Origin of the sequence: Delftia sp. DS1230 (assembly GCF_040112715.1) — a bacterium.
Taxonomy (GTDB): domain Bacteria; phylum Pseudomonadota; class Gammaproteobacteria; order Burkholderiales; family Burkholderiaceae_C; genus Comamonas; species Comamonas tsuruhatensis.
Genome location: NZ_CP157763.1, coordinates 3,517,674 through 3,543,015, shown reverse-complemented (window position 1 = coordinate 3,543,015; position 25,342 = coordinate 3,517,674). Strand labels below are relative to the sequence as shown.

The following is a 25,342-nucleotide window of genomic DNA, read 5'->3' as shown; positions in this document are numbered from 1 at the left end:
GGGAGGAGGGCGGCTTGCGCTGGCTACTTGGGCCGCACCGCGTCAGCCGTGCCCTGGATGAAGGCCTTGATCTTTTCCACGTCTTCCATGCTCAGCTTGCCCGTGAAGTCCGGCATGCCGCGCGACATGGCCGGACCCTTGAAGATGAACTTGTCCAGGTGCTCGATATAGGCCGGGTCCAGGTAGCCCAGGTTGGGCAGGTTGCCGCCGCGGTCCACGCCGGGCACGCCGTGGCAGAAGGCGCAGTTGCTGACATACAGGGCCGTGCCTTCGGCCACCAGGCTCTTGTCGTAGGGCACGCCCTGCAGCAGCTTGCCCTGCTGGTAGGCGACGAAGGCAGGCGCCTCGGCCTTGCCGTCCAGCGCGAAGGTGTAGACCGTGCCCGGGCCCTTGCGCTCGGTGTGGCGCGCGGCCAGGCCGTAGACGCCGCCCCAGCCCACGGCGATGGAGACGTACTGGCGGCCATCGACCTCATAGGTGATGGGTGCGGCCACCACGCCCGTGCCCGTGGGCTTTTCCCAGAGCTTCTTGCCGTTGCGCGCGTCATAGGCCACGAAGCGGCCGTCGGCCGTGCCCTGGAACACCAAGTTGCCCGCCGTGGCCAGCGTGCCGCCGTTCCAGGGCGAGGCATGCTCCACGCGCCAGCGCTCCTTCTGTGCCACCGGGTCCCAGGCGATCAGGCGGCCGAAGGGCGTGCTCTTGGGCGGCTCCATGTTGACCAGCGTGGCCGTGTTCCAGCCGATATTGCTGTGCGGCTCGGGCAGGGAGCCGCCGTTGAACTTCCAGTTCTTGTTGTCCTGCAGGGTCAGCGGCACATGCTGGGCCGGCAGGTAGGCCAGGCCCGTGTCGGGGCTGTAGGACATGGAATGCCAGTTGTGCGCGCCGAAGGGGCTGGGAATCACGTCGCGGGCGCGGTCGCCGCTGCGCGCAATCGGTGTCTCGATGGGGCGGCCCTTGGCGTCGTAGCCGCTGGCCCAGTTCACGTCGACGAAGTTCTTGGCCGAGATGAACTGGCCGTTGGTGCGGTCGATCACGAAGAAGAAGCCGTTCTTGGGCGCATGCAGGATGACCTTGCGCGGCTTGCCGCCGATCTTGATGTCGGCCAGCACCATGGGCTGGGTGGAGGTGAAGTCCCAGCTGTCGCCCGGCGTTTCCTGGTAGTGCCAGACGTACTCGCCCGTATCGGGGTTCAGCGCCACGATGCTGGCCAGGTACAGGTTGTCGCCACCGGCCGGGCTGCGCTTGGCTTGCGCCCAGGGCGAGCCGTTGCCCGTGCCGATGTACATGAGGTTGAGCTCGGGGTCATAGGCCATGGTGTCCCAGGCCGTGCCGCCGCCACCGGCCTCCCACCACTTGCCGGCCGGGTCCCAGGTCTTGGCGGCGCGGGCCATGGCCTCGTTCTCGAACGGCTTGGACGGATCGCCGGGCACGGTGAACCAGCGCCACTGCTGGGCACCGGTCTCGGCGTCATAGGCCGTGACATAGCCGCGCACGCCGTACTCGGCGCCGCCGTTGCCGATCAGCACCTTGCCCTTGATGACGCGCGGTGCGCCCGTGATGGTGTACGAGAAGGCGCGGTCGATGATGGTGTCCTGCTCCCAGACCTTCTGGCCCGTGGCCGCGTCCAGCGCCACCAGGCGGCCATCGAAGGCGCCCACATACACCTTGCCCTTGTAGACCGCCACGCCCCGGTTGACCACGTCGCAGCAGCCCTTGAAGCCGTTGGCTCGGTCCACGCCGGGGTCGTAGCTCCACAGGCGCTTGCCGGTGCGCACGTCCACCGCATGCACCACGCTCCAACTGGCCGTGACGTACATGATTCCATCGACCACCACGGGCGTGGACTCCACGCCGCGCGTGGATTCCAGGTCATACGACCAGACCAGGCCCAGCCGCTTCACGTTGGCCGTGTCCAGCTGCCTGAGTTTGGAAAAGCGCGTCTCGCTGTAGTCCATGCCGTAGCTGGGCCAGTCCTTGGAGCTGCGCGCGTTGTCGCGGATGCTCTGCGAGTCGATGCGCGAGGTGACGGCGCGTATGTGCTCGGGCGAGCCTTTGCTTGGCAGGCCGGCCTGTGCCAGCGTGGCGCCGGGAAGGGCCAGCGCCAGGCCGGCGGCCAGCAGCGTGGAGGAAAGCACGTGGGTCTTCATGTTGTCTCGTCTCCTGTGTGGTTTGTTTTTGCGTGCATGGCGCTGGGGGCAAGGGCACCATGTGGGAGACGATAAAAAAAGCGGCCTTCGGTCACAACATTCGGACTTTCCCGGGGGCGGATGTGTACCGCCGTGGAACAGCTCAGAACGTCCGGCTGACCGTCACCCCGGCCGACAGCCCGCGTCCTGCGCCCGGCTCGAAGTACCGCTGGTTGCCCTCGTTGACGATGACCGACCCTGCATAGCGCCGGTCGAACAGGTTGTCCAGCCGCACAAAGGTCTGGGCGCTCCACTGCTGCCATTGCCGTGACCAGCGCAGGCTGGAGCCCCAGACGGTGTAGCCGGCCGCGCGGTCGGTGTTGCGGTCGTTCACGGCCACGGGGCCGCTGTGCAGCATGTCCACGGTCCAGGTCCATTGCGGCGACAGCTGCCAGGCCAGCTCGCTCCACAGGCGGCGCGGCGCGGTGCCGGCCAGGCGTGCGCCTGCGTCCACCGGGGCGGTGGGCGTGGTGCAGGGCGTGGCCTCGCAGGTCAGGAAGCTGTCGCGGTAGCGGGCCTGCAGCAGGGTCAGGGCGGTGCTGGCCGTGAGCGGCCCCCACTGGGCGTTGCCCGAGAATTCCAGCCCCCGGCGCAGCGTGCGGCCTGCGTTCTGGTAGGTGGCGCGCCCGCCCGTGTTGGACAGTACGGTGAGTTCGCGCTGGGTATGGGTCTCGAACAGCGTGAGGTTCCAGCCCGCGTTGCCGTGGCGCCCGCGCAGGCCGACCTCGACGGTGTTGTGGGCGCTGGCGGCCAGGCCGGTGTTCAGGCCGCTGTTCATGCCATTTTGGCCACCGGGCCGGTAGGCCACTTCGTTGAGCGTGGGCGTTTCCATGCCCCGGCCCACCGATGCGTGGGCCACCAGCTCCGGCAGCAGGTTCACGCGCAGGCCCAGCGAGGGCAGCCAGCCGCGCCAGGCCATGCTGCCGCTGTCGTCGCCATTGCCGGCTGTGATGTAGTGGTCCTCGGAGCGGAAGCGCACGCGCGCCTGGCGCAGGCCGGCGCTCAGGGCCAGGCTCTGCGTGCTCCACTCGGCCTGCAGATAGGGGTCGGCGGAGCGCGCCTGGTTGCGTTCGTCGCGGCGCAGCCGGCCCTGCACGCCGAGCTGGCTGCCGATGAAGTTCTCGTAGCCGCGCCGGGTCTCGCCCTGCCAGTCGTAGGCCAGGCCCGCCGACCAGTCCAGCCGGCCGCCAGCCACATCCTCGTAGGTGCTGCGCCAGCGCAGGTTCATGCCCGCGTAGTCGCGGTCCAGGTCGATCACGCCGCCTGAATGCGAGGGCGGTGCCTGCGTGGCCACGGGAATGGACTGGTACTGCAGCACGGAGCGCGTACCCGCATAGGCCATGAGTTCCAGGCGCTGGCCCGCGCCGAACTGGTGCTGCCAGGCGGCGCCCAGCTGGCGCTGGCGCACGCTTTTGCGCGTATTGAAGCGCAGCGCGCTGGCCGTGGTCTGGCCGGGGTCGGCCTCGAACTCCGCGCGTGTCAGGCCCAGCGGGTCCTGGGCGCTGGAGCGCTGCTCCTGGTACTGCAGCAGCCACTGGTCGTCGCCCTGTTTGCGTGACAGCTTCATGTGGGCCGTGCTGCGGTCGGCGGCCGACTGGGGGCGCATGCCGTCGGTGGCGAAGCGCTCGATGTGGATGGCATAGCGCCATGGGGCGGAGCCGCCATCCGCCTGGTCCGGCTTTCCGCCCCCGATCGTGCCGCGCAGCTGGGTGGACAGGCGCCACAGCCCGTCCGGCCCCATGGCCATGCCGCTGCGCCACAGGCCCGGTTCCTCGCCATCTTCGGTGTACAGCAGCAGCGCACCGCCTGCGCTGTTGCCGTAGAGCACGGCGGCCGGGCCGCGCACCACGTCCAGGCGCGCGGCGTTGCCCAGCGTGAAGTTGGCGGCCTGGCCCTGGCCGTCGGGCGCGCCGGCCGGGATGCCGTCCACGTACAGGCGCAGCCCGCGCACGCCAAAGGTGGAGCGCGCACCGAAGCCGCGCACCGAGATCTGCAGGTCCTGGGCGAAGTTCTGGCGGTTCAGCACCACCAGGCCCGGCACGCGCGCCAGGCTTTCGGACAGGTTGACCTGCATCTGCCCCTCGCGCAGCACCGTGCCGTCCACGCTGTCGATGGCGGCGGTGGCGCGCCACAGGTCGGGGCCGGCGCCGGGCTGGCTGGCCGTGATGACCACGGGGGCGAGCAGGGCCTCGCTGGAGTCCTGCGCTGCGTTTGCCGCCTGGGCGGGCAGGGCGTGCAGCGTGCAGGCCAGTGCGGCGCCCAGGGTGGGCAGGGCGGGCCGGGGGTGTCTTGTGCTGTGGGGGGAGCGTGTCATTGCGGGCGGGCCTGTGGCGATGCCCGAGGTTACCGAGCCCGGCAATCCGTTCCAACACGGGTGATTTCCCTAGTGCTGTCCTGTGCCGTGGCGGAACAACAATCGCGGCAGTTTTGATGTCCGTCATGCAACAGCCGCCTCCCGCCCCACTGCCCTCCAACCCCTTCTATGCCTCGCGCCAGGACCGGGTGGCGCTGGCGCGCGAGCGCTATTTCGAGCGCGGCGAGCGCCCATCGGGCCTGGTGTCCGAGCCCGTGCTGCAGTCCTGGACGCGCTGCCTGGGCGCCAGCCGCAGCCCCGACGAGAAGATCAGCTTCGACCCGGTCAGCAAGATCCGCACGGCCACCTTGCTGACCCACAACCGCGCGCTGATCGAGGCGGCGCGCGACCCCATCGCCGAACTCGAAACCGTGATCGCGGGCAGCCAGGCGCGCGCCATGCTCACCTGCAGCGAGGGCGTGGTGCTGATCGCCTCGCGCCCCACGCCGGGCGACGGCCCGCTGCTGCTGACGGCCGCGCGCGTGGGCGTGAACATTGCCGAGGATGCCGTGGGCACGGGCGCACCCGGCGTGGCCGTGCGCACGGGCGAGGTCTGCCATGTGCGTGGCGGCGAGCATTTCTTTCGCTGCCTGGCCTCGCTGCACTGCGCGGCCGCGCCCGTGCGCGATGCCAGCGGGCGCACCGTGGCCATGCTGGACCTGAGCAGCGAGGCGGGCCCCTTTCGCTTCGACGCAGGCGCCATGGCCCACATGTACGCCACCTGCATCGAGAACCGGCTGCTGGTGGGCGCCGCCCGCATGCACCTGTTGCTGCGCTTCCAGTCCAGCCGCAGCATGTTCGGCACGCCGCTGGAAGGGCTGGCCGCCGTGGATGGCGAAGGCATGGTGCGGTGGTTCAACGGCGTGGGCGCCCAGTTGTTCGACTGCCCGCGCCGGCCCGCCGAGGGGCTGGCGGCAGAGGAAGTCTTCGGCCTGGGCCTGAACCAGTTGCTGGAGCTGGCCCACCACGGCCAGGCGCGCCCGCAGATGCTGCCCACGGGGCTGACGCTGTGGATGGAGGCGAGGCTGGATGAGGCATCTTCCCAGGTCGAAGAGGGGCTGCCGGCCATCGAGGCCCTGCCGCCGCCCGCCGAGGCGCCGTCCGAGGCACCGTCCTCCCTGGGCGAGGCCAGCCGCGAGCTGATCGAGCAGGCCCTGGCCCGCTGCCAGGGCAATATCTCGCAGGCCGCCCGCATGCTGGGCGTCTCGCGCGGGCTGCTGTACCGGCGCCTGCGCGAATGGGGCAGGGCTTAGGCCGTCCGGCCTATGCCGGCACGGCGGCCAGCGCGCCGCGCATCCATTCGATGAAGACCCCCGCCTGGGCCGGCAGCGCACGCCCTGCAGCGGGCACGGCGCGCAGGCCACCCTCGAAGGGCACGAAGCCATGGGGCGCCACCAGCAGCCCCTCCTGGAGCTCGCGTGCGATCAGCCGCTGCTCCACGAGGGCAACGCCCAGGCCCGACAGTGCTGCCTCTATGCACAGGTGGGTGTGCGGGAACGCCTGCGTCTCGCCCAGGGCCACGGGCTGGCCCGTGAGGGCTTCCCATTGGTTCCAGGCACTGGCCGTGTACTCATGTGCAATGCGCGCGCGGTTGGCGGGCCGGCGCCGGGCATAGGCCGGCGTGCACACGGCGCCGAAGTGCACGGGCGCCAGTTCGATGGCGCGGTGGCGGTCGGCCTCGCCGTAGGTGGACAGGTCCCAGGCAATGATCAGGTCGGCGCCCTCGTGGCGCATCTCGCGCGCCGAGGTCATGGACAGGCGGATGCGGATATGCGGGTGGCTGCGGTAGAACACCGCCAGCTGCGGCACCAGCCAGCGCATGGCAAAGGTGGCGCTGCAGGCTACATGCAGCCCCGGTGCCTGGGCGTCGCGCGCCAGCTGGGCATAGGCGGCCTCCAGATGGTCGAAGGCCGTGCGCACCGAGGCATGGAAGGCGGCGCCGGCCTCGGTCAGGCGCAGGCCCGTGCCTTCTTTCTCGAACAGCGCCGCGCCCGCGTGCTCCTGCAGCAGGCGCAGGTGGCGGCTGATGGCGCCGTGGCTGCGGCACAGTTCCTCGGCCGCGCGGGTCACCGAGCCGGTGCGGGCAATGGCCTCGAAGGCGCGCAGGGCGGCCAGCGGTGGCAGTTGTCTCATGGCAATCAATTCGTCAGAAAAACTGACGCATGGGCAGAAAAACTGCATTGTCCCGCATCGTCGTGATTTCTAGTATGGGTGCCTGTGCATTGGAGTTTTGCAGGCTTGCCAGCTCCTTTGCACAGTTCAATTTCTTGACGAAAAGGAGTTTCCATGCAGATCACCGATATCGCGGCCCATGAGGCGCTGGACAGCCGGGGCCATCCCACCGTGGAGGTCGAGGTCGAGCTGGAGGACGGCGCACGCGGCCTGGCCCTGGTGCCCTCGGGCGCCTCCACGGGGCGGCATGAGGCGCTGGAGCGGCGCGACGGCGATGCCTCGCGCCACCTGGGCAAGGGCGTGCTGGGGGCGGTGCAGGCCGTCAACACCGAGCTGCGCGATCTGCTGATCGGCATGCAGGCAGACGCCCAGGGCCGTATCGACACGGCCATGATGGCGCTGGACGGCACGCCCGGCAAAAGCCGGCTGGGCGCCAACGCGCTGCTGGGCGTGTCGCTGGCCGTGGCCCGCGCGGCGGCGGCCAGCCAGCGCATGCCGCTGTGGCGGCACATGGGCGGTGCCCAGGCGCGCGTGCTGCCCGTGCCCATGATCAATGTCATCAACGGTGGCGCCCATGCCGACAATCCGCTGGACTTCCAGGAGTTCATGCTGCTGCCGGTGGGGGCGGACAGCTTCGGTGAGGCGCTGCGCATGGGCGCCGAGGTCTTCCACACGCTGCGCCATGCCCTCAAGGCCGCAGGCCACAGCGTCAACGTGGGCGACGAGGGCGGCTTTGCGCCCGCCCTGCGCAGCGCGCCCGAGGCGCTGGACTACCTGATGGCCGCCATCGAGCGCGCCGGCCTGCGCCCCGGCAGGGACATCGCCCTGGCCCTGGACCCTGCGGCCAGTGAATTCCATGGCGAGGACGGCTACCGCTACGCGGGCGAGGGCCTGGTGCGCAGCCGCCAGCAGCAGGTGGACTACCTGGCGCAACTGGTGGAGCACTACCCCATCGTCTCCATCGAGGACGGCATGGCCGAGGACGATATCGAGGGCTGGCAGGCCCTGGGCCGGCGCCTGGGCGGACGCTGCCAGCTGGTGGGCGACGATGTGTTCTGCACGAACCCCGGCCTGTTCGAGGGCGGCATTGGCCGGGGCGTGGGCAACGCCATCCTGGTCAAGATCAACCAGATCGGCACGCTGACCGAAACCTGGGACGTGCTGCGCCTGGCGCATGGCGCGGGCTATGGCGTGGTGATGTCGCACCGCTCGGGCGAGACCGAGGACACCAGCATTGCCGACCTGGCCGTGGCCGCCCAGTGCGCCATGATCAAGACCGGCTCGCTGTCGCGCGCCGACCGCACGGCCAAGTACAACCGGCTGCTGCGCATCGAGCGCGAACTGGGCCCGGCCGCCGTCTATGCGGGGCGCCGTGCGCTCAAGGGCCGGGCGGGTCAGGAAGCCGTGTCGGCCGCTGCGGGTGTTGCGGGGGTTGCGGGCGCCCTGTAGACCAGCACCTTGAGGCTGCGCTCGGCGTCGATGTCGGCGAAGGTGGCCGGATTGGCCAGGCGCTCGACGAACTCCAGCTCGGGGGCCACTTCCTGCATCTGCGATGTCAGGAACTGCGTGCCCATCTCGGGCGCGTTCAGGCACAGCAGCACATGGCCGCCGGGGCGCAGCAGGTCGGGCAGGCGGCGCATCAGGCGGGCATAGTCCTTGGTGGCGACGAAGCTGCCCTTCTGGTAGCTGGGCGGGTCCACCACGATCAGGTGGTACGGCCCGCCGCGCGTGATCTTGCCCCAGCTGCTGAAGATGTCGTGGGCCAGGAAGCTGGCGCCCGACAGATCGTTGAGCCGGTGGTTCTGCTGGCCCGTGGCCAGCGCGCCCTGGGCCATGTCCATGTTCATCACATGGCGCGCGCCGGCCTGCAGGGCCACCACCGAAAAGGCGCAGGTGTAGGCGAACAGGTTGAGCACCTTGATGCCATGGCGGTGCTCGGGATGGTTGGCCACATGCGCGTGCACCCAGCGCCGGCCTTCGGCCATGTCCAGGAACAGGCCGTGGTTCTGGCCGCGCAGCACCTGCACGCGGTAGCGCGTGCCGGCCTCGGTGACGATGTGCGGGTCTGGCACTTCGCCGGCCATGAGCCGGGTTTCGGCGGGCGCGGCGGGCTGGCGCAGCTGGTAGACCCAGTTCAGGGGCTGGCCCGGTGCCAGTTCGCTCCAGCGCAGTGACAGCGCCGTGCCGATGGCGGCCAGGGCGTCTTCGTCCAGCGGCTGGAAGCTGGTGAGCACCAGCACGGGCGGAAAGGCATCGAGCACCAGATGCTCGCAGCCCGGGTACAGGCCGCCACGGCCGTGGAAGATGCGTTGGGCGTCGGAGGGCAGGGCCATCCGGGCGATGGCGTCGAGCAGGGCTTGCATGGGAAGGGCTGTGTCTGGCAGGGGTGCCGGGCATGCCCGGTGGAACCGCTTGGAACCAGGCAGGGGCCGACGAAAAGGTCTGCCAGTGTATGCAGTTTGGGGCCCAGCCCAGGCAAACCCGGGCAAACCTGGTTTCAGGCCCCATTCAGCCGTGCTGCGGGCAGGCTCAATGCCGCCAGCCGCGCCGCACCTCGAAGAAACTGCATTCGCCGTCGCCCAGGCCCTGCATGCCGGCCTCGGTGGCGGCGCGCGCAGCCTTCATCCAGCGGGCGAAGGCGAGCTTGGCGTCGTCGCTGATTTCTTCAGGGGGCGTGTCTTCCAGGCCCTCTACCAGGTACAGGGTTTCACTGACCTGCTCGGCGCTGCCGAGCTGGCGTTCGAGCACGCGGGCATAGCGTGCCTCGGCCTTGTTGCGTTCCTGCTCGGGCAGGTTGGGGTAGTCACACAAGGTGACGGTGAAGGCGGCTTCTTGCATGTCCATGGTTCACGAGATGAGGATGATGACTGGCGAAATATACAGTATTAACTGGCTGCACATCCAGTATTTTTCAGGTGTTTTTTTACAGTGTTATCCCGGTGGGGTCGCTGCCGGGCAGCGGCTGCAGTCGTGCGGCCACAATCGCCTGCAAGGAGAAAACCATCGCCATGAAGAACGAATCGACCACGGGCAGCCCGGCCTGGGACCCCGAAGCCACGGGCCACGCGCTGTTTGCCACGCGCGTGGGGCCCTGCGGCGTGGCCTGGGGCGCCTGCGGCCTGGTGGCCTTTCAGTTGCCCGAGGTGGACGGCCCGGCCGCCACGCGCACGCGCATGCTGCGCGGCGTGCAATTGCGCAGACCGGGCAGCTACGCCGCAGCGGCGCGGGCCGAGGACCTGCCGGTGAGCGTGGCACAGGCCATCGCCGGCGTGCAGGTGCTGATGGCGGGCCATGGCGAATGGACTGTGGAGCCTCTCGCGCCCAGCGCACAGCAGTTGCGTGACGGCCCGGTGCTGCCCGATCTGCGATCACGGCGCATGCTGCCCGCAGGCGAGGCATTGCCGGATCTGGCCGGGCTGGCGCTGGACTGGCACGGCGTGTCGGAATTTCACCGCCGCGTCTACGAGCTGACGCGTGCCATCGCTCCCGGCCATACGCGCACCTATGGCGAGATCGCGCGCGAGTTGGGCGAGGTGGGCCTGTCGCGCGCCGTGGGACAGGCGCTGGGCCTCAACCCCTTCGCGCCCGTGATTCCCTGCCACCGCGTGCTGGCCGCCGGCGCCCAGCCGGGCGGTTTTTCGGGCGGCGCAGGTGCGCTGACCAAGCTGCGCATGCTGGAGATCGAGGGTGCGGCCTGGGGCGGCACGCGCTCGCTGTTCGGGGATTGACGGGCCGGACACGCATGTGACATGCGGCACGGCGGGGCGGCTTGCACAATCGCCGCTGCAGGCCGTCCCGGCAAGGGAGGGCCGCCCTCCATTCCACCCATGACCGGCACACAAGACCCGGACCAGGAGACAGACGAATGACTCGCAATGTGCAGCAACTTTTCGACCTCACCGGCAAGACCGCCCTGGTGACCGGCGGCTCGCGCGGCCTGGGCCTGCAGATGGCCCATGCGTTGGGCGAGGCGGGCGCCAGGATCATGCTGAGTTCGCGCAAGGATGCCGACCTGGAGGAAGCCGCCGCCGAGCTGCAGGCCGCCGGCATCGACGCCCGCTGGATTGCCGCCGACTGCGCCAACGAGGCCGACATCGAGCGCCTGGCCGCCGAGACGCTGGAGCGCCTGGGCCAGGTGGACATCCTCATCAACAACGCGGGCGCCAGCTGGGGCGCGCCGGCCGAGGAGCACCCCGTGGCCGCCTGGGACAAGGTGATGAACCTCAACGTGCGCGGCTACTTCCTGCTGAGCCAGCAGATCGCGCGGCGCAGCATGATCCCGCGCAAGACCGGGCGCATCATCAACCTGGCCTCCATCGCAGGCCTGGGCGGCAACCCGCTGGGCATGAAGACCATTGCCTACAACACCTCCAAGGGAGCCGTCATCAACTTCACGCGCGCGCTGGCCGGCGAGTGGGGCGTGCATGGCATCACCGTCAACGCCATCTGCCCGGGCTTTTTCAAGACCAAGATGGCCAGCGTGCTGATCGAGACCCTGGGCGAGGACGAGATGAAATCCCATGCCCCGCTGCGCCGCCTGGGCGACGACGAGGACCTCAAGGGCCTGACCCTGCTGTACGCCAGCGACGCGGGCAAGCACATCACGGGCCAGTGGATGGCCGTGGACGGCGGCGTCAGCGCCCTGGTGGGCGGCTGAACGCGGTGGCGCTGCTGCCGAGGTGACAGTTTTTCCCGCAGATCGTGCCGCCGCGCGCCATGGTGCCTTCGGGCGCCCTTATGCTCGCCTGCATTGCGATCTGAACTGGAGAATTTCGTGCTGGATTTTGGCCACCCCATCCCCTTCGTCGACCACCTGGGTTTCACCCTGCACCGCATGGAGGACGGGGAGTCCGAACTGCGCTTCGAGGCGCGTCCCGAGCACCTGAACACCTTTGACGTGACCCACGGCGGCGCCACCATGACCCTGCTGGACGTGACCATGGCCGTGGCCGCGCGCAGCCTGCAGCGCGACATGGGCTGCGTGACCATAGAGATGAAGACCAGCTTCATGCAGCCGGCGCGCGGCCCCCTGGTGGCCAAGGGCGTGGTGCTGCACCGCACGCGTTCCATGGCCTATACCGAGGCGCGCGTGTTCGATGCCTCGGGCCGGCTGTGCAGCCATGCGACCGGAACGTTCAAGTACATGCCGCGCGTGGCCAAGCCGGCCGCCGCCGAGACAACCCTCGCCACGGACTGATCCGCACGGCGAATTTGCCAGATACCCAATGCCACACGCCAGCCCCGGCAGCACCGGGAACTGGTTCCATTGTTTGTGATGCCACCGGAGGTTTTCCCATGCCCGTGAACCAGCAGATCCTGCTCGACAACCGCCCCGAGGGCGAAGCCGTGGAAAGCAATTTCCGCCTTGTCAGTACCGAGACCCCGGCGCTGGCCGAAGGCCAGGTGCTGGTGCGCCACCACTACCTGAGCCTGGACCCCTACATGCGCGGCCGCATGAATGACAGCAAGAGCTATGCCCAGCCCCAGCCGCTGGGCGAGGTCATGATCGGCGGCACCGTGGGCGAGGTGGTGGAAAGCCGCCATCCCAAGTTTGCCGTTGGCGACAAGGTCGTGGGCATGGGCGGCTGGCAGGAATACAGCGTGGTCGATGGCGATGCGCCCGGCATGCTGCGCAAGGTGGACACCACCCATGTGCCGCTGTCGCACTACCTGGGCGCCGTGGGCATGCCCGGCGTGACGGCCTGGTACGGCCTGGTCAAGATCATCGCCCCCAAGGCCGGCGAGACCGTGGTGGTCAGCGCCGCCACGGGCGCCGTGGGCAGCGCGTTCGCGGCCCTGGCCAAGGCACGCGGCTGCCGCGTGGTGGGCATTGCGGGCGGCCCCGAGAAGTGCCGCTACGCCACCGAGGAGCTGGGCTTCGACGCCTGCATCGACTACCGCGAGCACCCCGACACCAAGACCATGGCCAAGGCGCTCAAGGACGCCTGCCCGCAGGGCATCGACGGCTACTTCGAGAACGTGGGCGGCTACATCCTCGACGCCGTGCTGCTGCGCACCAACGCCTTTGCGCGCATCGCGCTGTGCGGAATGATCGCCGGCTACGACGGCACGCCGCTGCCCATGACCAATCCCGCGCTCATCCTCGTCAACCGCATCCGCATCGAAGGCTTCATCGTCAGCGAGCACATGGAAGTCTGGCCCGAGGCGCTGCAGGAACTGGGCCGCCTGGTGGGCACCGGCAAGCTGCGCCCGCGCGAGAGCATTGCCGAAGGCATTGCCTCTGCACCTTCCGCTTTCCTGGGTCTGCTCAAGGGCAAGAACTTCGGAAAGCAACTCGTCAAATTGATCTGAACCACCACAAAAAACCAGGAGACAAGGGAATGATCAAGAACTTCAAGGGCAAGACGGCCGTGCTGACGGGCGCGGGCTCGGGTTTCGGCCTGGAGTGCGCGCGCATCGGCGCGAAGCTGGGCATGAACCTGGTGCTGGTCGATGTGCAGCAGGAGGCGCTGGACAAGGCTGCCGCCGAGTTCGAAGGGCAGGGCGTGCGCGTGCTGGCGCGGCGCGTGGATGTGTCCGACGCAGCCCAGATGCAGGCCCTGGCCGACGAGGTGCGCCAGCAGTTCGGCGCGCCGCACTTCGTGTTCAACAACGCAGGCGTGGGCGCGGGCGGGCTGGTCTGGGAGAACACGCTGGAAGATTGGCAGTGGGTGCTGGGCGTCAACCTCTGGGGCGTGATCCACGGCGTGCGGCTGTTCACGCCCATGATGCTGGAGGCCGCCAAGGCCGATCCGTCCTTCGAGGGCCACATCGTCAACACGGCCAGCATGGCCGGGCTGCTGGCGCCTCCCAACATGGGCATCTACAACGTCAGCAAGCATGCCGTGGTCAGCCTGACCGAGACGCTGTACCAGGACCTGGCCCTGGTCTCCGACCAGATCAGCGCCAGCGTGCTGTGCCCCTTCTTCGTGCCTACGGGCATCAGCCACAGCGAGCGCAACCGGCCCAGCCATCTGGCCGCGCAGCCGCTGACGGCCAGCCAGAAGATCGGCCAGGCCATGAGCGAGAAGGCCGTGGGCTCGGGCAAGGTCACGGCCACCGATGTGGCGCAGAAGGTCTTCGACGCCATTGCGGCCAACCATTTCTACATCTACAGCCATCCGCAGGCCCTGGGTTCGGTCCAGACCCGCATGGAGGATGTGGTGCAGGGCCGCAACCCCACCGACCCGTTCGCGCACAAGCCCGAACTGGGCGCCAGCCTCAAGGCCTCGCTGCGCGCGGCCTGAGCGTCAGTCCTCTTCGTCCGGGTCCGGCCGGTGGGGGGCTGGCCTGGCGGGAGCCTCGGCCTTTTCCTCTGGCGGCGCGGAGGGCAGGGGCCGCACCAGCCGCACCATGAGCTGGTTGCCGCGCCCCATGTCGGGCCGCGTCTCCAGGCTGTCGAGGTCAATCGCCCAGGCCTGCTGGGCCGACAGCTGCGTACCGGCGCTGCCCGAGATGTTGCTGTAGTTGTAGGGATTGACGGGCCGTGCGTTCACCGCTGCCGTGCCCGTCCAGTGCCAGCCGCGCGGCGCGCCCGGGAACAGCTCGGGCGACAGGCCTTGCGGCCGTATATCGCGCGAGATCAGCCGGCGCATCTCGTTGACGCGCGGCAGGCGCCAGCGCACGCCGTCCTGCTTGGCCCGCTCGGCGGCCAGGGCCTGCGCCTGCTTGTGCGTGAACAGCTCCGGCAGGCCCGCGCAGGTCTTGCCATTCCAGTGCATGCCTTCCACGCAGCGCGGCCACAGCAGGCGGGCGCGGCGGTCGATCACGTCGCGGCCGTCTTCGGACACTTCCAGCATGGCAGTGGCGCTGGCCTTGGCGTCACCGCGGGCCTGCGGCGGCGCCGCATGGGCCGGGCCCTGCATGCACGTGCCCAGCAGCAGGGCGGCGAGCAGGGGCCTTGGCAATGCGTTGAGGGTCGGCAGGAAGAGGGGCGTGGATGAGTGCATGGGGGGTGTCTATGCTGCTGTGGTGGCAATCTCGTATCCGAGCGTAACAGGGTTGCGGCCCCGCAAACTTGTGCCACGGCAAGCCGCCAGCGCCGCACGCGCCGGCCTGCCTGCCCAGGAAATGTGAGCACCGCCCTGCAGCCCGCAGCGCTTGCCGCCACAATGGCGCGTCTATGTCTGCGTCTATGCCTTCTCCCTCTTCTTCTCCCGCTTCCCCTGATTCCCACACGCTGCGCCTGGTGCTGATCCTGGGCCTGCTCTCGGCCATCGGTCCGTTTGCCATCGACATGTACCTGCCCGCGCTGCCCCAGATCGGCAGCAGCCTGGGTGCCCAGGTGGGCGCGGTGCAGGCCAGCCTGACGGCCTTCTTCCTCTCGCTGGGCGTGGGCCAGCTGCTGTACGGGCCGGTCTCGGACATGGTGGGGCGCAAGCCGCCGCTGTACTTCGGCCTGGCCGTGTTCGCGCTGGCCAGCGTGGGCTGCGCCATGGCCACCAGCATCGAGACGCTGGTGGTGCTGCGCTTCATCCAGGGCCTGGGCGCGGCCGCCGGCATGGCCGTGCCGCGCGCCGTGGTGCGCGACCTGCACACCGGCCATGCGGCAGCCCGCATGATGTCGCTGCTGATGCTGGTGTTCAGCGTCTCTCCCATCCTGGCGCCGCTGGCCGGCAGCGGCGTGATCGCCGTGAGCAGCTGGCGCGGCGTGTTCTGGGCCGTGGCCGTGGCGGCCGTGATCGGCCTGGCGGCCGTGTTCATGGGCCTGAAGGAAACGCGCGGGGCCGCCGCGCGGCTGGACAGCAGCGTGGCCGGCGCACTGCGCGCCTACGGCGTGCTGCTGCGCGACTGGCATTACCTGGGCCTGGTCTTCATCGGCGGCTGCGCCATGGCGGGCTTTTTCGTCTACCTGGCTGGCTCTCCCTTTGTGCTGATCAACTACTACGGGCTCAGCTCCACCCAGTACAGCCTGGCCTTCGGGCTCAACGCCATCGCCTTCATCGGCGCGGCGCAGTTCACGGGCTGGCTGGGCCAGCGTTTCGGCCTGGTGCGCGTGGTCAAGGTGGCGGCCACCGGCTCGGGCCTGGTGATGCTGTCGCTGCTGTCGTACTACCTGCTGGGCGGTGAGCGGCTGGCCGTGCTGATCGGCCTGTACTTCGTGGCCAGCGCGCTGATGGGGCTGGTGATTCCGACGACCTCGGTGCTGGCGCTGGAGGAGCACGGCGCCATCGCCGGCACGGCCTCGGCGCTGCTGGGCACGCTGCAGATGCTGTCGGGTGCGGCGGCCATGCAGATCGTGGGCCTGTTCTCCACGGGCAAGCCCCTGCCCATGGTGGTGGGCATGGCCACGGGCGCGCTGATCGGCGTGGCGCTGGCCTGGATCACGCTGGGCGGCGCACGTGCCCACCGCGTGGGTGCAAAGGGCCATTCATGAGCGTGGCTCCCGCAGCAGAGGCTGGTGGGCCTGTACCCGACGGACTTGCGTCCGGCCCCCGCGGCCAGGCAATGCTGGTCATCATCCTGGGGCTGACGCTGTCGGTGCTGGACAGCACCCTCGTCAATCTGGCACTGCCAGCCATGGCGCGCGAGCTGCAGGCCAGCTCGGCCCATACGCTGTGGGTGGTCAATTCCTACCAGCTTGCCAGCCTGGTGCTGCTGCTGCCGCTGGCGGCCCTGGGCGAACGCCTGGGCTACCGCCGCGTGTATCTGGTGGGCATGCTGGTGTTCTCCCTGGCCTCGCTGGCAGCCATGCTGGCCACATCGCTGCCCACGCTGGTGGCTGCGCGGGCGCTGCAGGGCCTGGGCGCTGCGGGCGTGATGAGCGTCAACGCCGCCCTGGTGCGGCTGATCTATCCGCGTGCCTTGCTGGGCCGGGGCATGGCCGTCAATTCGCTGGTGGTGGCCACGGCATCCATGGCCGGGCCTTCGGTGGCGGCGGCCATTTTGTCGGTGGCCAGCTGGCCCTGGCTGTTTGCGGCCAACCTGCCGCTGGGCCTGTTCACGCTGTGGCTGGGACGCCGGGCGCTGCCGGCCAATGCGGTGCCGGCACACGCGGGCGCGCGGCTGTCGCCGCTGGATGTGCTGCTCAACATCCTCATGTTCAGCCTGATCTTCCTGGGCGGCGAGCAGCTGGGCATGCGCGCCGGCGGTGCCCAGTCGTCCCTGCCTTCGGGCTGGTGGCTGCTGGGCGCGGGCCTGCTGGTGGGGCTGTGGTATGTGCGCCGCCAGTGGCGCCTGCCTGCGCCGCTGCTGCCGGTGGACCTGCTGCGCATTCCGGTGTTCGCGCTGTCCATGTGCGGATCGGTGAGCGCCTTTTGCGCGCAGATGCTGGCCTACCTGGCCCTGCCTTTCCTGCTGCTGGAGTCGCACGGCATGTCGCCCATCGAGGCCGGGCTGCTGATCACGGCCTGGCCGCTGGCCACGGTGATGACGGCGCCCATTGCGGGCCGGCTCATCGGCCGCTATGCGGACGGGCTGCTGGGCGGCATCGGCATGGCCATGTTCGCCTGCGGCCTGTGGGCGCTGGCGGCCATGCCCGATGCGCCCTCGACCCTGGACATGGTCTGGCGCATGCTGCTGGCGGGCAGCGGCTTTGCGCTGTACCAGTCGCCCAACAACCACACCATCGTGACCTCGGCGCCGCTGGCACGCAGCGGCGCGGCCGGCGGCATGCTGAGCTCGGCGCGGCTCACGGGACAGACGCTGGGGGCCGTGGTGCTGGCCACCATCTTCACCGTCTCGGGCGGGCATGGTGGCCATGCCGAAATCGTGGCCCTGGCCGTGGCGGGCTGCTTTGCGGCCATGGCGGGCGTGTTCAGCATGCTGCGCGTGCGCACGGCGCCCGCCGCCAGGCACTGAACAGACCGGCAAATGGCATTGAACTTGCATGTGTCGGCGCGCTCCGACACCTGCATCATCCTGGATGGTCTTGCCACGAGACTGCGGTGGCATGCCATCCACTTTACAAACAAGAAATATGGGCACTGCACAATCGTGCGATGCCCCCAACGACTTCGCTGTTCCTATGAATTTTGACGTGCCTCTTTCGCCGAGTACGCGCCTTGCGGCGCCTTCCGATTCCCAGCCCGGCGCAGGGCACGCACAACCTTCTGCCTCGCTTGCACGCAGCAAGCGCCCCGGTGCTGCCGTGCTGTGCGCGCTGGCACTGGCCGCCAGCCTGGCCGCCTGCTCCAGGCAGGATGCAGCGCCCGCCGCCGCAGCCAAGGCTGCGCCCGAGGTGGGCGTGGTCACGCTGCAAAAGCAGAGTCAGCAGCTGGAGGCCACGCTGCCGGGCCGCACACGCGCCTCGCTGACCGCCGAGGTGAGGCCCCAGGTCTCGGGCATCGTGCAAAAGCGCCTGTTCACCGAAGGCGCCCTGGTGCGCCAGGGCCAGCAGCTCTACCAGATCGACGCGGCCTCGCTGCGCGCCACCGAGGCCAGCGCCCAGGCGGCCCTGGCCAAGGCCGAGGCCAGCGCCCGCACGCTGGAGGCCACGTCGCGGCGCAATGCCGAGCTGGTCAAGATCGATGCCATCAGCCAGCAGGCGTTTGAAGAAAGCCAGGCCGCCGCAGCCCAGTCGCACTCGGACGTGGCCGTGGCCAAGGCCAATCTGGAGACCGCGCGCATCAACCTCAAGTACAGCCGCATCGAGGCGCCCATCAGCGGGCGCATCAGCCTGTCCACGGTGACGCCGGGCGCGCTGGTGACGGCCAACCAGACGGAGGCGCTGACCTCCATCGTGCAGCTGGACCCCATGTATGTGGACTTCACTCAGGCCACCAGCGAGCTGCTGCAGCTCAAGCGCGACTGGGATGCCGGGCGCTTCCAGAAGGTGGAGGGCGACAAGGTCGCCGTGCGTATCCGCCTGGACGATGGCACGGAATACGGCCACCAGGGCAAGCTGCAGTTTGCCGGCGTGATCGTCAATGCCACCACGGGCAGCGTCACGCTGCGCGCCGTGGTGCCCAATCCGCAGGGCCTGCTCATGCCCGGCATGTATGTGCAGGCGCTGCTGCCCACGGGCCTGGCGCCCGAGGCGCTGCTGGTGCCCCAGCAGTCGGTGACGCGCGACCTGACCGGCAAGGCCAGCGTGCTGGTGGCCAAGGCCGACGACGTGATCGAGCGCAGGCCCGTGAACATCGACCGCGCCGTGGGCAATATGTGGCTGCTGCAGGACGGCCTGTCGGCCGGCGAGCGCGTGGTGGTCGATGGCTTCCAGCGCATCAAGCCCGGCGACAAGGTGCGTGCCGTGGAGGTGGACCTGCGCGCCAAGGCCCAGGCCCGCAAGGGCAAGCCCGCTGATGGCCCGGCAGCGGCGGCCGCGCCTGGCGCTGCCGACCAGGCTTCCGCGGCCGCTGAACCTGCTCCTGCACCCGCAGCGGCTCCGGCCCCTGCGGCCCGGTAAGCCGCAGGAACCCGTCACATGGCTCAGTTCTTCATCAACCGGCCCATCTTCGCGTGGGTCATCGCCATCGTCATCATGCTGGGCGGCGCGCTGTCCATCTTCACGCTGCCGCTGGAGCAATACCCCGACATCGCGCCGCCGCGCGTGACCATCGGCGCGCAGTACACGGGCGCCTCGGCCGAGACGGTCGAGAACTCGGTGACCCAGATCATCGAGCAGCAGCTCAAGGGCATCGACAACATGCTCTACATGAGCTCCACGTCCGACGCCTCGGGCCGCGCGCGCACCACGCTGACCTTTGCGCCGGGCACCAACATCGACGTGGCCCAGGTGCAGGTGCAAAACAAGCTGCAGTCCGCCGTGAACCGCCTGCCCGACGCCGTCAAGAGCCGGGGCGTGTTCGTGAACAAGGGCGGCCAGGACTTCCTGGTCACCTACAGCTTCTTCTCCAAGGACCCGGCCATGACCGCGGTCGACATCGGCGACTACCTGACCAGCAACCTGGTCGACGTGATCGGCCGGCTGGACGGCGTGGGCGATGTCAACGTCTTCGGCACCAACTATGCGATGCGCATCTGGATGGACCCGGCCAAGATGGAGAAGTACGCGCTGATGCCGTCGGACCTGGTCAATGCGCTGAACTCGCAGAACGCCCAGGTCTCGGCCGGCCAGCTGGGCGCGCTGCCTGCCGTGGCGGACCAGCAGCTGAACGCCACCATCACGGCGCGCACCAAGCTCAAGACGGTGGAGCAGTTCGAGGACATCGTCCTGAAGTCGTCCGTGGACGGCTCGGTGGTGCTCATGAAGGACGTGGCCCGCGTGGAGCTGGGCGCCGACAACCTGACCATCAAGGCCAAGCTCAACGGCCTGCCGGGCGCGGGCATGGGCATCGTGCTGGCCGATGGTGCCAACGCCATGAACGTGGCCGACACCATCGCCGCCAAGCTGGCCGAGCTCAAGCCCTTCTTTCCCAACGAGATCGACTACTTCGTCAGCTCGGACTCCACGCCCTTCGTGCGCGCCTCCATCAAGGAAGTGGTCAGCGCGCTGGGCGAGGCCATGATCCTCGTGGTCATCGTGATGTTCATCTTCCTGCAGAACTTCCGCGCCACGATGATCCCCGCCATCGCCGTGCCCGTGGTGCTGCTGGGCACCTTCGGCGTGCTGTCGCTGGCCGGGTACTCGATCAATACGCTGACCATGTTCGCCATGGTGCTGGCCATCGGCCTGCTGGTGGACGATGCCATCGTCGTGGTGGAGAACGTCGAGCGCGTGATGCACGAGACGGGCATGTCGCCCAAGCAGGCCACGCGCCAGTCCATGCGCGAGATCACGCCGGCCCTGGTGGGCATCGGCGTGACGCTGTCGGCCGTGTTCGTGCCCATGGCCTTCTTCGGCGGCTCCACGGGCGTGATCTACCGGCAGTTCTCCATCACCATCGTCGCGGCCATGGCGCTGTCGGTGTTCGTGGCGCTGACGCTCACGCCGGCGCTGTGCGCCACGCTGCTCAAGCCGCCCGCAGCGGGCGGGGCAGGGCATGACCGCCCGATCCGCAGCGGCATCCTGGGGGTGAACGACCGGTTCTTCCGCTGGTTCAACCACCATTTCGACGCCACGGCCGCGCGCTACCAGGGCACGGTGGCGTACTCGCTGCGCCGCGCCAAGCGCATGATGCTGATCTTCCTGGCCGTCTGCGGCGTGGTCTGGCTGCTGATGGCGCGCCTGCCCACGTCCTTCCTGCCCGACGAGGACCAGGGCTTTGTCTTCGTCAACATCAACCTGCCCTCGGGCGCGGCCGATACGCGGCTGCAGGGCGTGCTCGACGAGGTGCGCGACTACTTTGCCAGGCAGCCCGACGTGCTGAGCTTCTACCAGGTCTCTGGCCTGAACGGCGACCAGGCCTCGGCACGCGCCTTCGTGCGGCTGAAGACCTGGGAGGAGCGCCCGCTGCCGGGCCAGTCGGCCTCCGAGATCGCGCACCGGGCGACCCGGGAGCTGGCCTCCATCCGCGATGCGCGCGTGCTGGTCATGCTGCCGCCGGCCGTGCGCGGCCTGGGCTCCAGCTCGGGCTTCAACTTCATGATCAAGGACATGAACGGCCTGGGCCACCAGGCGCTGCTGCAGGCCAAGGAAAAATTCCTGACCGAGGCCCGCAAGCGCCCCGAGCTCACCAATCTGCGCATGACCAACCTGGAGGACGCCAGCGAGCTGCGCCTGGACATCGACGACCGCAAGGCCGCCGCGCTCGGCCTGTCGTACACCGACATCAACAGCGTGCTGTCCAGCGCCATGGGCGGCACCTATGTCAACGACTTCCTGAACAACGAGCGCGTCAAGCGCGTCTACATCCAGGGCGATGCGCCGCACCGCATGCTGCCCCAGGACATCGCCAAATGGACGGTGCGCAACGGCAAGGGCGAGATGGTGCCGTTCAGCGCCTTCTCCAGCAGCTATTGGGCCTACGGTTCGCCCCAGCTCATGCGCTACAACGGCAACCCGGCCTACGAAATGGAAGGCCGCGCCGCGCCGGGCGTCAGCTCGGGCACGGCCATGGAGATCGTCGAGGACATCCTGCGCACGCTGCCGGCCGGCATAGGCTACGAGTGGACGGGGGCCTCGCTGCAGGAGCGCCAGTCGGGCGCGCAGGCGCCGCTGCTGTACGCCATCTCCATCCTCTTCGTGTTCCTGTGCCTGGCGGCGCTGTACGAGAGCTGGACCGTGCCGCTGTCCGTGATGCTGGCCGTGCCGCTGGGCGTGGTGGGCGCGCTGGCCGCCACCTATACGCGCGGGCTGACCAATGATGTGTACTTCCAGGTGGGCCTGCTGACCACGGTGGGCCTGGCATCCAAGAACGCCATCCTGATCGTGGAATTTGCCGTGCAGTTGCAGGAGCAGGGCAAGAGCATCTTCGACGCCGTGGTCTCGGCCGTGCGCCTGCGCCTGCGGCCCATTTTGATGACCTCGCTGGCCTTCGGCTTCGGCGTCATTCCGCTGGCCATCGGCACGGGTGCCGGCGCGGGCGGGCGCAATGCCATCGGCACGGCCGTGCTCGGCGGCATGCTGGCCTCCACGGTGCTGGGCATCTTCCTGGTGCCGGTGTTCTTCCTGCTGATCCGCAGCTGGTTCAAGAGCCACTCGCGCACGGATGAAGAAAGCCCGCAGCAGGCAACCGACTCACCCCATACCACCAAGGAGAGCGCAGCATGAGGCGCCGAATGCACCGTTCCACCCTCGCCGCTGCGGCCGCGCTGGCGGCCCTGCTGTCCGGCTGCAATCTTGCGCCGCAGCACCGCACGCCGGACATGCCCGTGCCCGACACGGTGGGCAGCACCGCAGCCAATCCGGCACAGGCCGACGAGGCCAGCCTGCAGGCGGCCGCCGTGCTGGACTGGGTGCAGTCCCGGCAGCTGCGCGAGGTCATTGCGCTGGCCCTGGCCAACAACCGCGACCTGCGCGTGGCGGTGGAGAACATCGAGCGCGCGCGTGCCCAGTACGGCATCACGCGCGCCGACCTGCTGCCCAGCGTCAACGCCCAGGCCCAGGCCAGCCGTGCGCGCACGGCCGCCGGCATGACCAGCGCCACGCAGGCGGCATCGGTCAGCACCCAGTACACGGCCCAGCTGGGCTTTGCCAGCTACGAGATCGACCTCTGGGGCCGCGTGCGCAACCTCAGCGAGGCCGCGCTGCAGCAGTTCCTGCAAAGCGAGCAGAACCGGCGCAATGTGCAGATCGGCCTGGTGGCCGACGTGGCCAACGCCTGGCTCACGCTGGCCGCCGACCAGGCCCGCCTGCAGCTGGCACGCGACACCCTGGCCAGCCGCGAGAAGGCCTACGAGCTGACGCGGCGCATGCATGAGATAGGTTCGACTTCGGGCCTGGTGCTGGCCCAGAACCAGACCACGGTGGACACGGCGCGCGGCGACGTGGCCAGCTTCACCTCCCAGGTGGAGCGTGACCGCAATGCCCTGCAGTTGCTGGTGGGCGGTCCGCTGCCCGACAGCCTGCTGCCCGGCGCCGCCACGCTGCGCGCCGGCGCCCAGCCTGCGGCGGCGCTGCAGCCCGTGCCTTCACCGCTGCCCTCCAGCGTGCTGCTGGTGCGCCCCGATATCCAGGCCGCCGAGAACAACCTGCGCGCCATGGAGGCCAACATCGGCGCCGCCCGCGCAGCCATGTTCCCCACCATCAGCCTCACGGCCAGCGTGGGATCGGGCAGCCGCGAGCTCGATGGCCTCTTTGGCGGCAGCAGCAGCACCTGGAGCTTCATCCCCCTGGTGCGCCTGCCCATCTTCGACGGTGGCCGCAACCGTGCGGGCGTGCAGGTGGCCGAGGCCAACCAGCGCATCGCCATCGCCCAGTACGAGAAGGCCGTGCAGACGGCCTTCCGCGAGACCGCCGACGTGCTGGCCGACCGCGCGCAGTGGGACGAGCGCCTGGCCGCCCAGACCAGCATGGTCGCGGCCACGCAGAAGGCCTTCGACCTGTCGGAGGCACGCTTCAAGGCCGGCGTGGACAACTACCTCACCGTGCTGGATGCGCAGCGCAGCCTCTACACGGCCCAGCAGACCCTGATCGGCCTGCGCCTGTCCGAGCAGCTCAACCGCGTCACGCTGTGGAAGGTGCTGGGCGGCGAGCAGGTGCAGGCGCCGTCCGCCTCTGAGCCGGCGAATTCCTGAGCGCGGGCGGTGTATTCTGCGGGCCCGCAGAACTTGCCGCCCGACCACGATGAGCCCCTTTGCCAACACCCCCGAGCCGCCTTACTACGCCGTCATCTTCTCGTCGCGCAGAACGCCGGACGACGATGATGGCTACGGCCTCATGGCCCAGCGCATGGTGGACCTGGCCGCGCAGCAGCAGGGTTTCCTGGGTGCGGAAAGCACGCGCGGCGAGGACGGTTTCGGCATCACCGTGTCCTACTGGTCCACGGCCGAATCCATCGCGCGCTGGAAGCAGGATGCCGAGCACCTGGTCGCCCAGCAACTGGGCAAGGACGCCTGGTACGAGCACTATGAATTGCGCGTGGCCCGCGTGGAGCGCGCCTACGGCAAGCGCTGAACCCGGGCCGCCTCCGCCTGGACCACGGCCTCGGCCAGCAGCGCGATGGAGCGCGGCGCGCAGCCTTCGGCATCGTTGCTCACCGTCACAAAGGCGGGCAGCCCGCGGCTGGTGATGCCATCGATGGTCTTGGCGAGGATGGCGCGCGTGTGCGCATCGGGCGTGCGGATCTCGTCGAAGGGGTCGTGCTTCTTTTGCGCATCGGGATAGCCGTAGGCACCGAACTCGCGGTTCAGGTTCCAGCGGCAGACCAGCGGGGTGGGCCACAGCCCGCGCAGAAAAACCAGTTGCTCCTCGATGGGGGGCATCTTGCCGTGCAGTCCCAGGCAGAAGGTGGCGCCACTGGCGCGCAGGGTATCTGCCAACTGCGGCGTCAGCAGATCCGGGTCGCGCACCTCCACCGCCACGATGATCTGCGCGCCCAGCGGATGGGCGGCCAGCGCCGCGCGCACCGCCTCCAGCATGGCCTGCAGCCGCGCCAGCAGTTCGGTGGGGCGGCTGAGCAGGCCCCAGGTCATCGGGCTGAGCTGGAACACCAGCACGCCCAGCCGCTCGCCAAGCCCTTCGAGCGTGGGCTCGACGAAGCTGGCGACGGCCAGATCGGGTTGAAGGAACACCGGGTTCAGCGACATGCCCTTGCCGTCCTCGTCACGCACCTGCGCGTCGGTAACCACGGATGGGCACTTGACCACGAAGCGGAAATCGGCCGGCACTTGGCCCGCGAAGGCCAGGTACTGGCTGGCCGTCAACGGCCTCCAGAAGCTGCGGTCCACGCAGACCGTTCGCATCAACGGATGCCGGCCATAGGCCTCCAGTCCCTTCTTGGCCAGCACGCTTTTGTCATAGGCGCCATCCCAGATCAAGCCTTCCCAGCCCGGGTAGGACCAGGTGGAGACTCCCATGCGCAGGCCCTGCGCAAGCTGGTCCGCCAGCGCCTGCCATTGCAGGGCCTGGGGCGCCAGCTGCACGGCGCCGGCGGCCTTGCGCGGTGCCGGTGTGCGGCCGGCAGGCGCGGGCGGCGGGGCAGGGGCCGATGGTGGGGGAGAACCGAACAGATCGTCTTGCATTCGAAGCTGGTGATTGTGGCAGAGGGCGCCTGCCTGCCGCAGGGCCCCGGCAAAAGCAGGCAGTGGATTGATTTTGCAAGCCCTTGAATTCATTAGCCTGCAAGAAATGCTTGCATTTGCGGGTCGGCCGCGAGCGGCCCGGCCCGAATCGCGTGTGGCACACTTG

At 69.2% G+C, this 25,342-nt stretch carries 20 protein-coding genes; 13 read left to right on the top strand and 7 right to left on the bottom strand.

The genetic code is table 11. From position 1 onward, the window contains the following. Positions 1–23: 23 nt before the first annotated feature. The gene (locus AAN986_RS15940; protein ID WP_047218256.1) at positions 24–2,147 is read right to left on the bottom strand and encodes a PQQ-dependent dehydrogenase, methanol/ethanol family; all 2,124 of its coding nucleotides are present in this window, start codon (positions 2,145–2,147) and stop codon (positions 24–26) included. A gap of 142 nt (positions 2,148–2,289) precedes the next feature. Next, a complete protein-coding gene (locus tag AAN986_RS15935; RefSeq protein ID WP_047218257.1) occupies positions 2,290–4,500 on the bottom strand; it encodes a TonB-dependent receptor in 2,211 nt (736 codons plus the stop codon). Between the two features lie 125 nt (positions 4,501–4,625). Here AAN986_RS15935 and AAN986_RS15930 point away from each other — a divergent pair, with 125 nt between their 5' ends. Beyond that, on the top strand, positions 4,626–5,792 hold the full coding sequence (locus AAN986_RS15930; RefSeq protein WP_241150364.1) for a helix-turn-helix domain-containing protein: 1,167 nt from the start codon (positions 4,626–4,628) through the stop codon (positions 5,790–5,792). A 10-nt stretch (positions 5,793–5,802) separates the two neighbouring features. Here AAN986_RS15930 and AAN986_RS15925 read toward each other — a convergent pair whose 3' ends face one another. Then, positions 5,803–6,720, bottom strand: coding sequence for a LysR substrate-binding domain-containing protein (locus AAN986_RS15925; protein ID WP_047218259.1), 918 nt, complete (start codon positions 6,718–6,720; stop codon positions 5,803–5,805). A 105-nt stretch (positions 6,721–6,825) separates the two neighbouring features. Here AAN986_RS15925 and eno point away from each other — a divergent pair, with 105 nt between their 5' ends. After that, the gene (gene eno / locus AAN986_RS15920; protein WP_047218260.1) at positions 6,826–8,160 is read left to right on the top strand and encodes a phosphopyruvate hydratase; all 1,335 of its coding nucleotides are present in this window, start codon (positions 6,826–6,828) and stop codon (positions 8,158–8,160) included. On the opposite strand, the gene AAN986_RS15915 is transcribed toward eno, so the two are convergent. Both AAN986_RS15915 and AAN986_RS15910 read right to left on the bottom strand, forming a co-directional pair. Then, a complete protein-coding gene (locus AAN986_RS15915; RefSeq protein ID WP_016446791.1) occupies positions 8,106–9,074 on the bottom strand; it encodes a class I SAM-dependent methyltransferase in 969 nt (322 codons plus the stop codon). The two genes, eno and AAN986_RS15915, sit on opposite strands and share 55 nt — an antisense overlap. 166 nt (positions 9,075–9,240) lie before the next feature. Continuing rightward, on the bottom strand, positions 9,241–9,555 hold the full coding sequence (locus AAN986_RS15910; RefSeq protein WP_013802728.1) for a hypothetical protein: 315 nt from the start codon (positions 9,553–9,555) through the stop codon (positions 9,241–9,243). A gap of 164 nt (positions 9,556–9,719) precedes the next feature. On the opposite strand from AAN986_RS15910, the gene AAN986_RS15905 reads away from it, so the two are divergent. The 5 genes from AAN986_RS15905 to AAN986_RS15885 all read left to right on the top strand — a co-directional run bounded on the left by AAN986_RS15905 (position 9,720) and on the right by AAN986_RS15885 (position 13,958). Then, a complete protein-coding gene (locus tag AAN986_RS15905; protein ID WP_047218261.1) occupies positions 9,720–10,439 on the top strand; it encodes an MGMT family protein in 720 nt (239 codons plus the stop codon). Positions 10,440–10,576: 137 nt separating this feature from the next. Next, the gene (locus tag AAN986_RS15900; protein WP_047218262.1) at positions 10,577–11,368 is read left to right on the top strand and encodes an SDR family oxidoreductase; all 792 of its coding nucleotides are present in this window, start codon (positions 10,577–10,579) and stop codon (positions 11,366–11,368) included. A 117-nt stretch (positions 11,369–11,485) separates the two neighbouring features. Next, positions 11,486–11,908 carry a PaaI family thioesterase gene (locus tag AAN986_RS15895; RefSeq protein ID WP_016446794.1) on the top strand — a complete coding sequence of 141 codons (423 nt, stop codon included), beginning with the start codon at positions 11,486–11,488 and terminating at the stop codon, positions 11,906–11,908. Between the two features lie 98 nt (positions 11,909–12,006). Continuing rightward, complete coding sequence (locus AAN986_RS15890; protein ID WP_047218263.1) at positions 12,007–13,023, top strand: NADP-dependent oxidoreductase; 1,017 nt, start codon at positions 12,007–12,009, stop codon at positions 13,021–13,023. A 29-nt stretch (positions 13,024–13,052) separates the two neighbouring features. Beyond that, positions 13,053–13,958, top strand: a complete 906-nt coding sequence (locus AAN986_RS15885; RefSeq protein ID WP_047218264.1) for an SDR family oxidoreductase — start codon at positions 13,053–13,055, stop codon at positions 13,956–13,958. Between the two features lie 3 nt (positions 13,959–13,961). Here the strand turns inward: AAN986_RS15885 and AAN986_RS15880 are convergent, their stop codons facing one another. Further along, entirely contained in the window at positions 13,962–14,660 is a 699-nt protein-coding gene (locus AAN986_RS15880; protein ID WP_047218265.1) for a DUF1566 domain-containing protein, read from the bottom strand. A 185-nt stretch (positions 14,661–14,845) separates the two neighbouring features. On the opposite strand from AAN986_RS15880, the gene AAN986_RS15875 reads away from it, so the two are divergent. The 6 genes from AAN986_RS15875 (at position 14,846) to AAN986_RS15850 (ending at position 24,109) form a co-directional block, all read left to right on the top strand. Continuing rightward, positions 14,846–16,087 carry a multidrug effflux MFS transporter gene (locus tag AAN986_RS15875; RefSeq protein ID WP_034363958.1) on the top strand — a complete coding sequence of 414 codons (1,242 nt, stop codon included), beginning with the start codon at positions 14,846–14,848 and terminating at the stop codon, positions 16,085–16,087. Beyond that, positions 16,084–17,511, top strand: a complete 1,428-nt coding sequence (locus tag AAN986_RS15870; RefSeq protein WP_026062877.1) for an MFS transporter — start codon at positions 16,084–16,086, stop codon at positions 17,509–17,511. The genes AAN986_RS15875 and AAN986_RS15870 overlap by 4 nt, the downstream gene beginning before the upstream one ends. Before the next feature lie 166 nt (positions 17,512–17,677). Then, positions 17,678–19,057, top strand: a complete 1,380-nt coding sequence (locus AAN986_RS15865; protein WP_349335398.1) for an efflux RND transporter periplasmic adaptor subunit — start codon at positions 17,678–17,680, stop codon at positions 19,055–19,057. Between the two features lie 18 nt (positions 19,058–19,075). Beyond that, positions 19,076–22,264 carry an efflux RND transporter permease subunit gene (locus tag AAN986_RS15860; RefSeq protein WP_047218267.1) on the top strand — a complete coding sequence of 1,063 codons (3,189 nt, stop codon included), beginning with the start codon at positions 19,076–19,078 and terminating at the stop codon, positions 22,262–22,264. Beyond that, positions 22,261–23,730, top strand: a complete 1,470-nt coding sequence (locus AAN986_RS15855; RefSeq protein ID WP_047218268.1) for an efflux transporter outer membrane subunit — start codon at positions 22,261–22,263, stop codon at positions 23,728–23,730. The genes AAN986_RS15860 and AAN986_RS15855 overlap by 4 nt, the downstream gene beginning before the upstream one ends. 49 nt (positions 23,731–23,779) lie before the next feature. Beyond that, positions 23,780–24,109, top strand: coding sequence for an antibiotic biosynthesis monooxygenase (locus AAN986_RS15850; protein ID WP_016446802.1), 330 nt, complete (start codon positions 23,780–23,782; stop codon positions 24,107–24,109). Here AAN986_RS15850 and AAN986_RS15845 read toward each other — a convergent pair. After that, positions 24,094–25,176 (bottom strand): DUF72 domain-containing protein, encoded by a 1,083-nt coding sequence (locus AAN986_RS15845; RefSeq protein ID WP_047218269.1) that lies wholly within the window; start codon positions 25,174–25,176, stop codon positions 24,094–24,096. The genes AAN986_RS15850 and AAN986_RS15845 overlap by 16 nt on opposite strands. Positions 25,177–25,342: the final 166 nt, after the last annotated feature.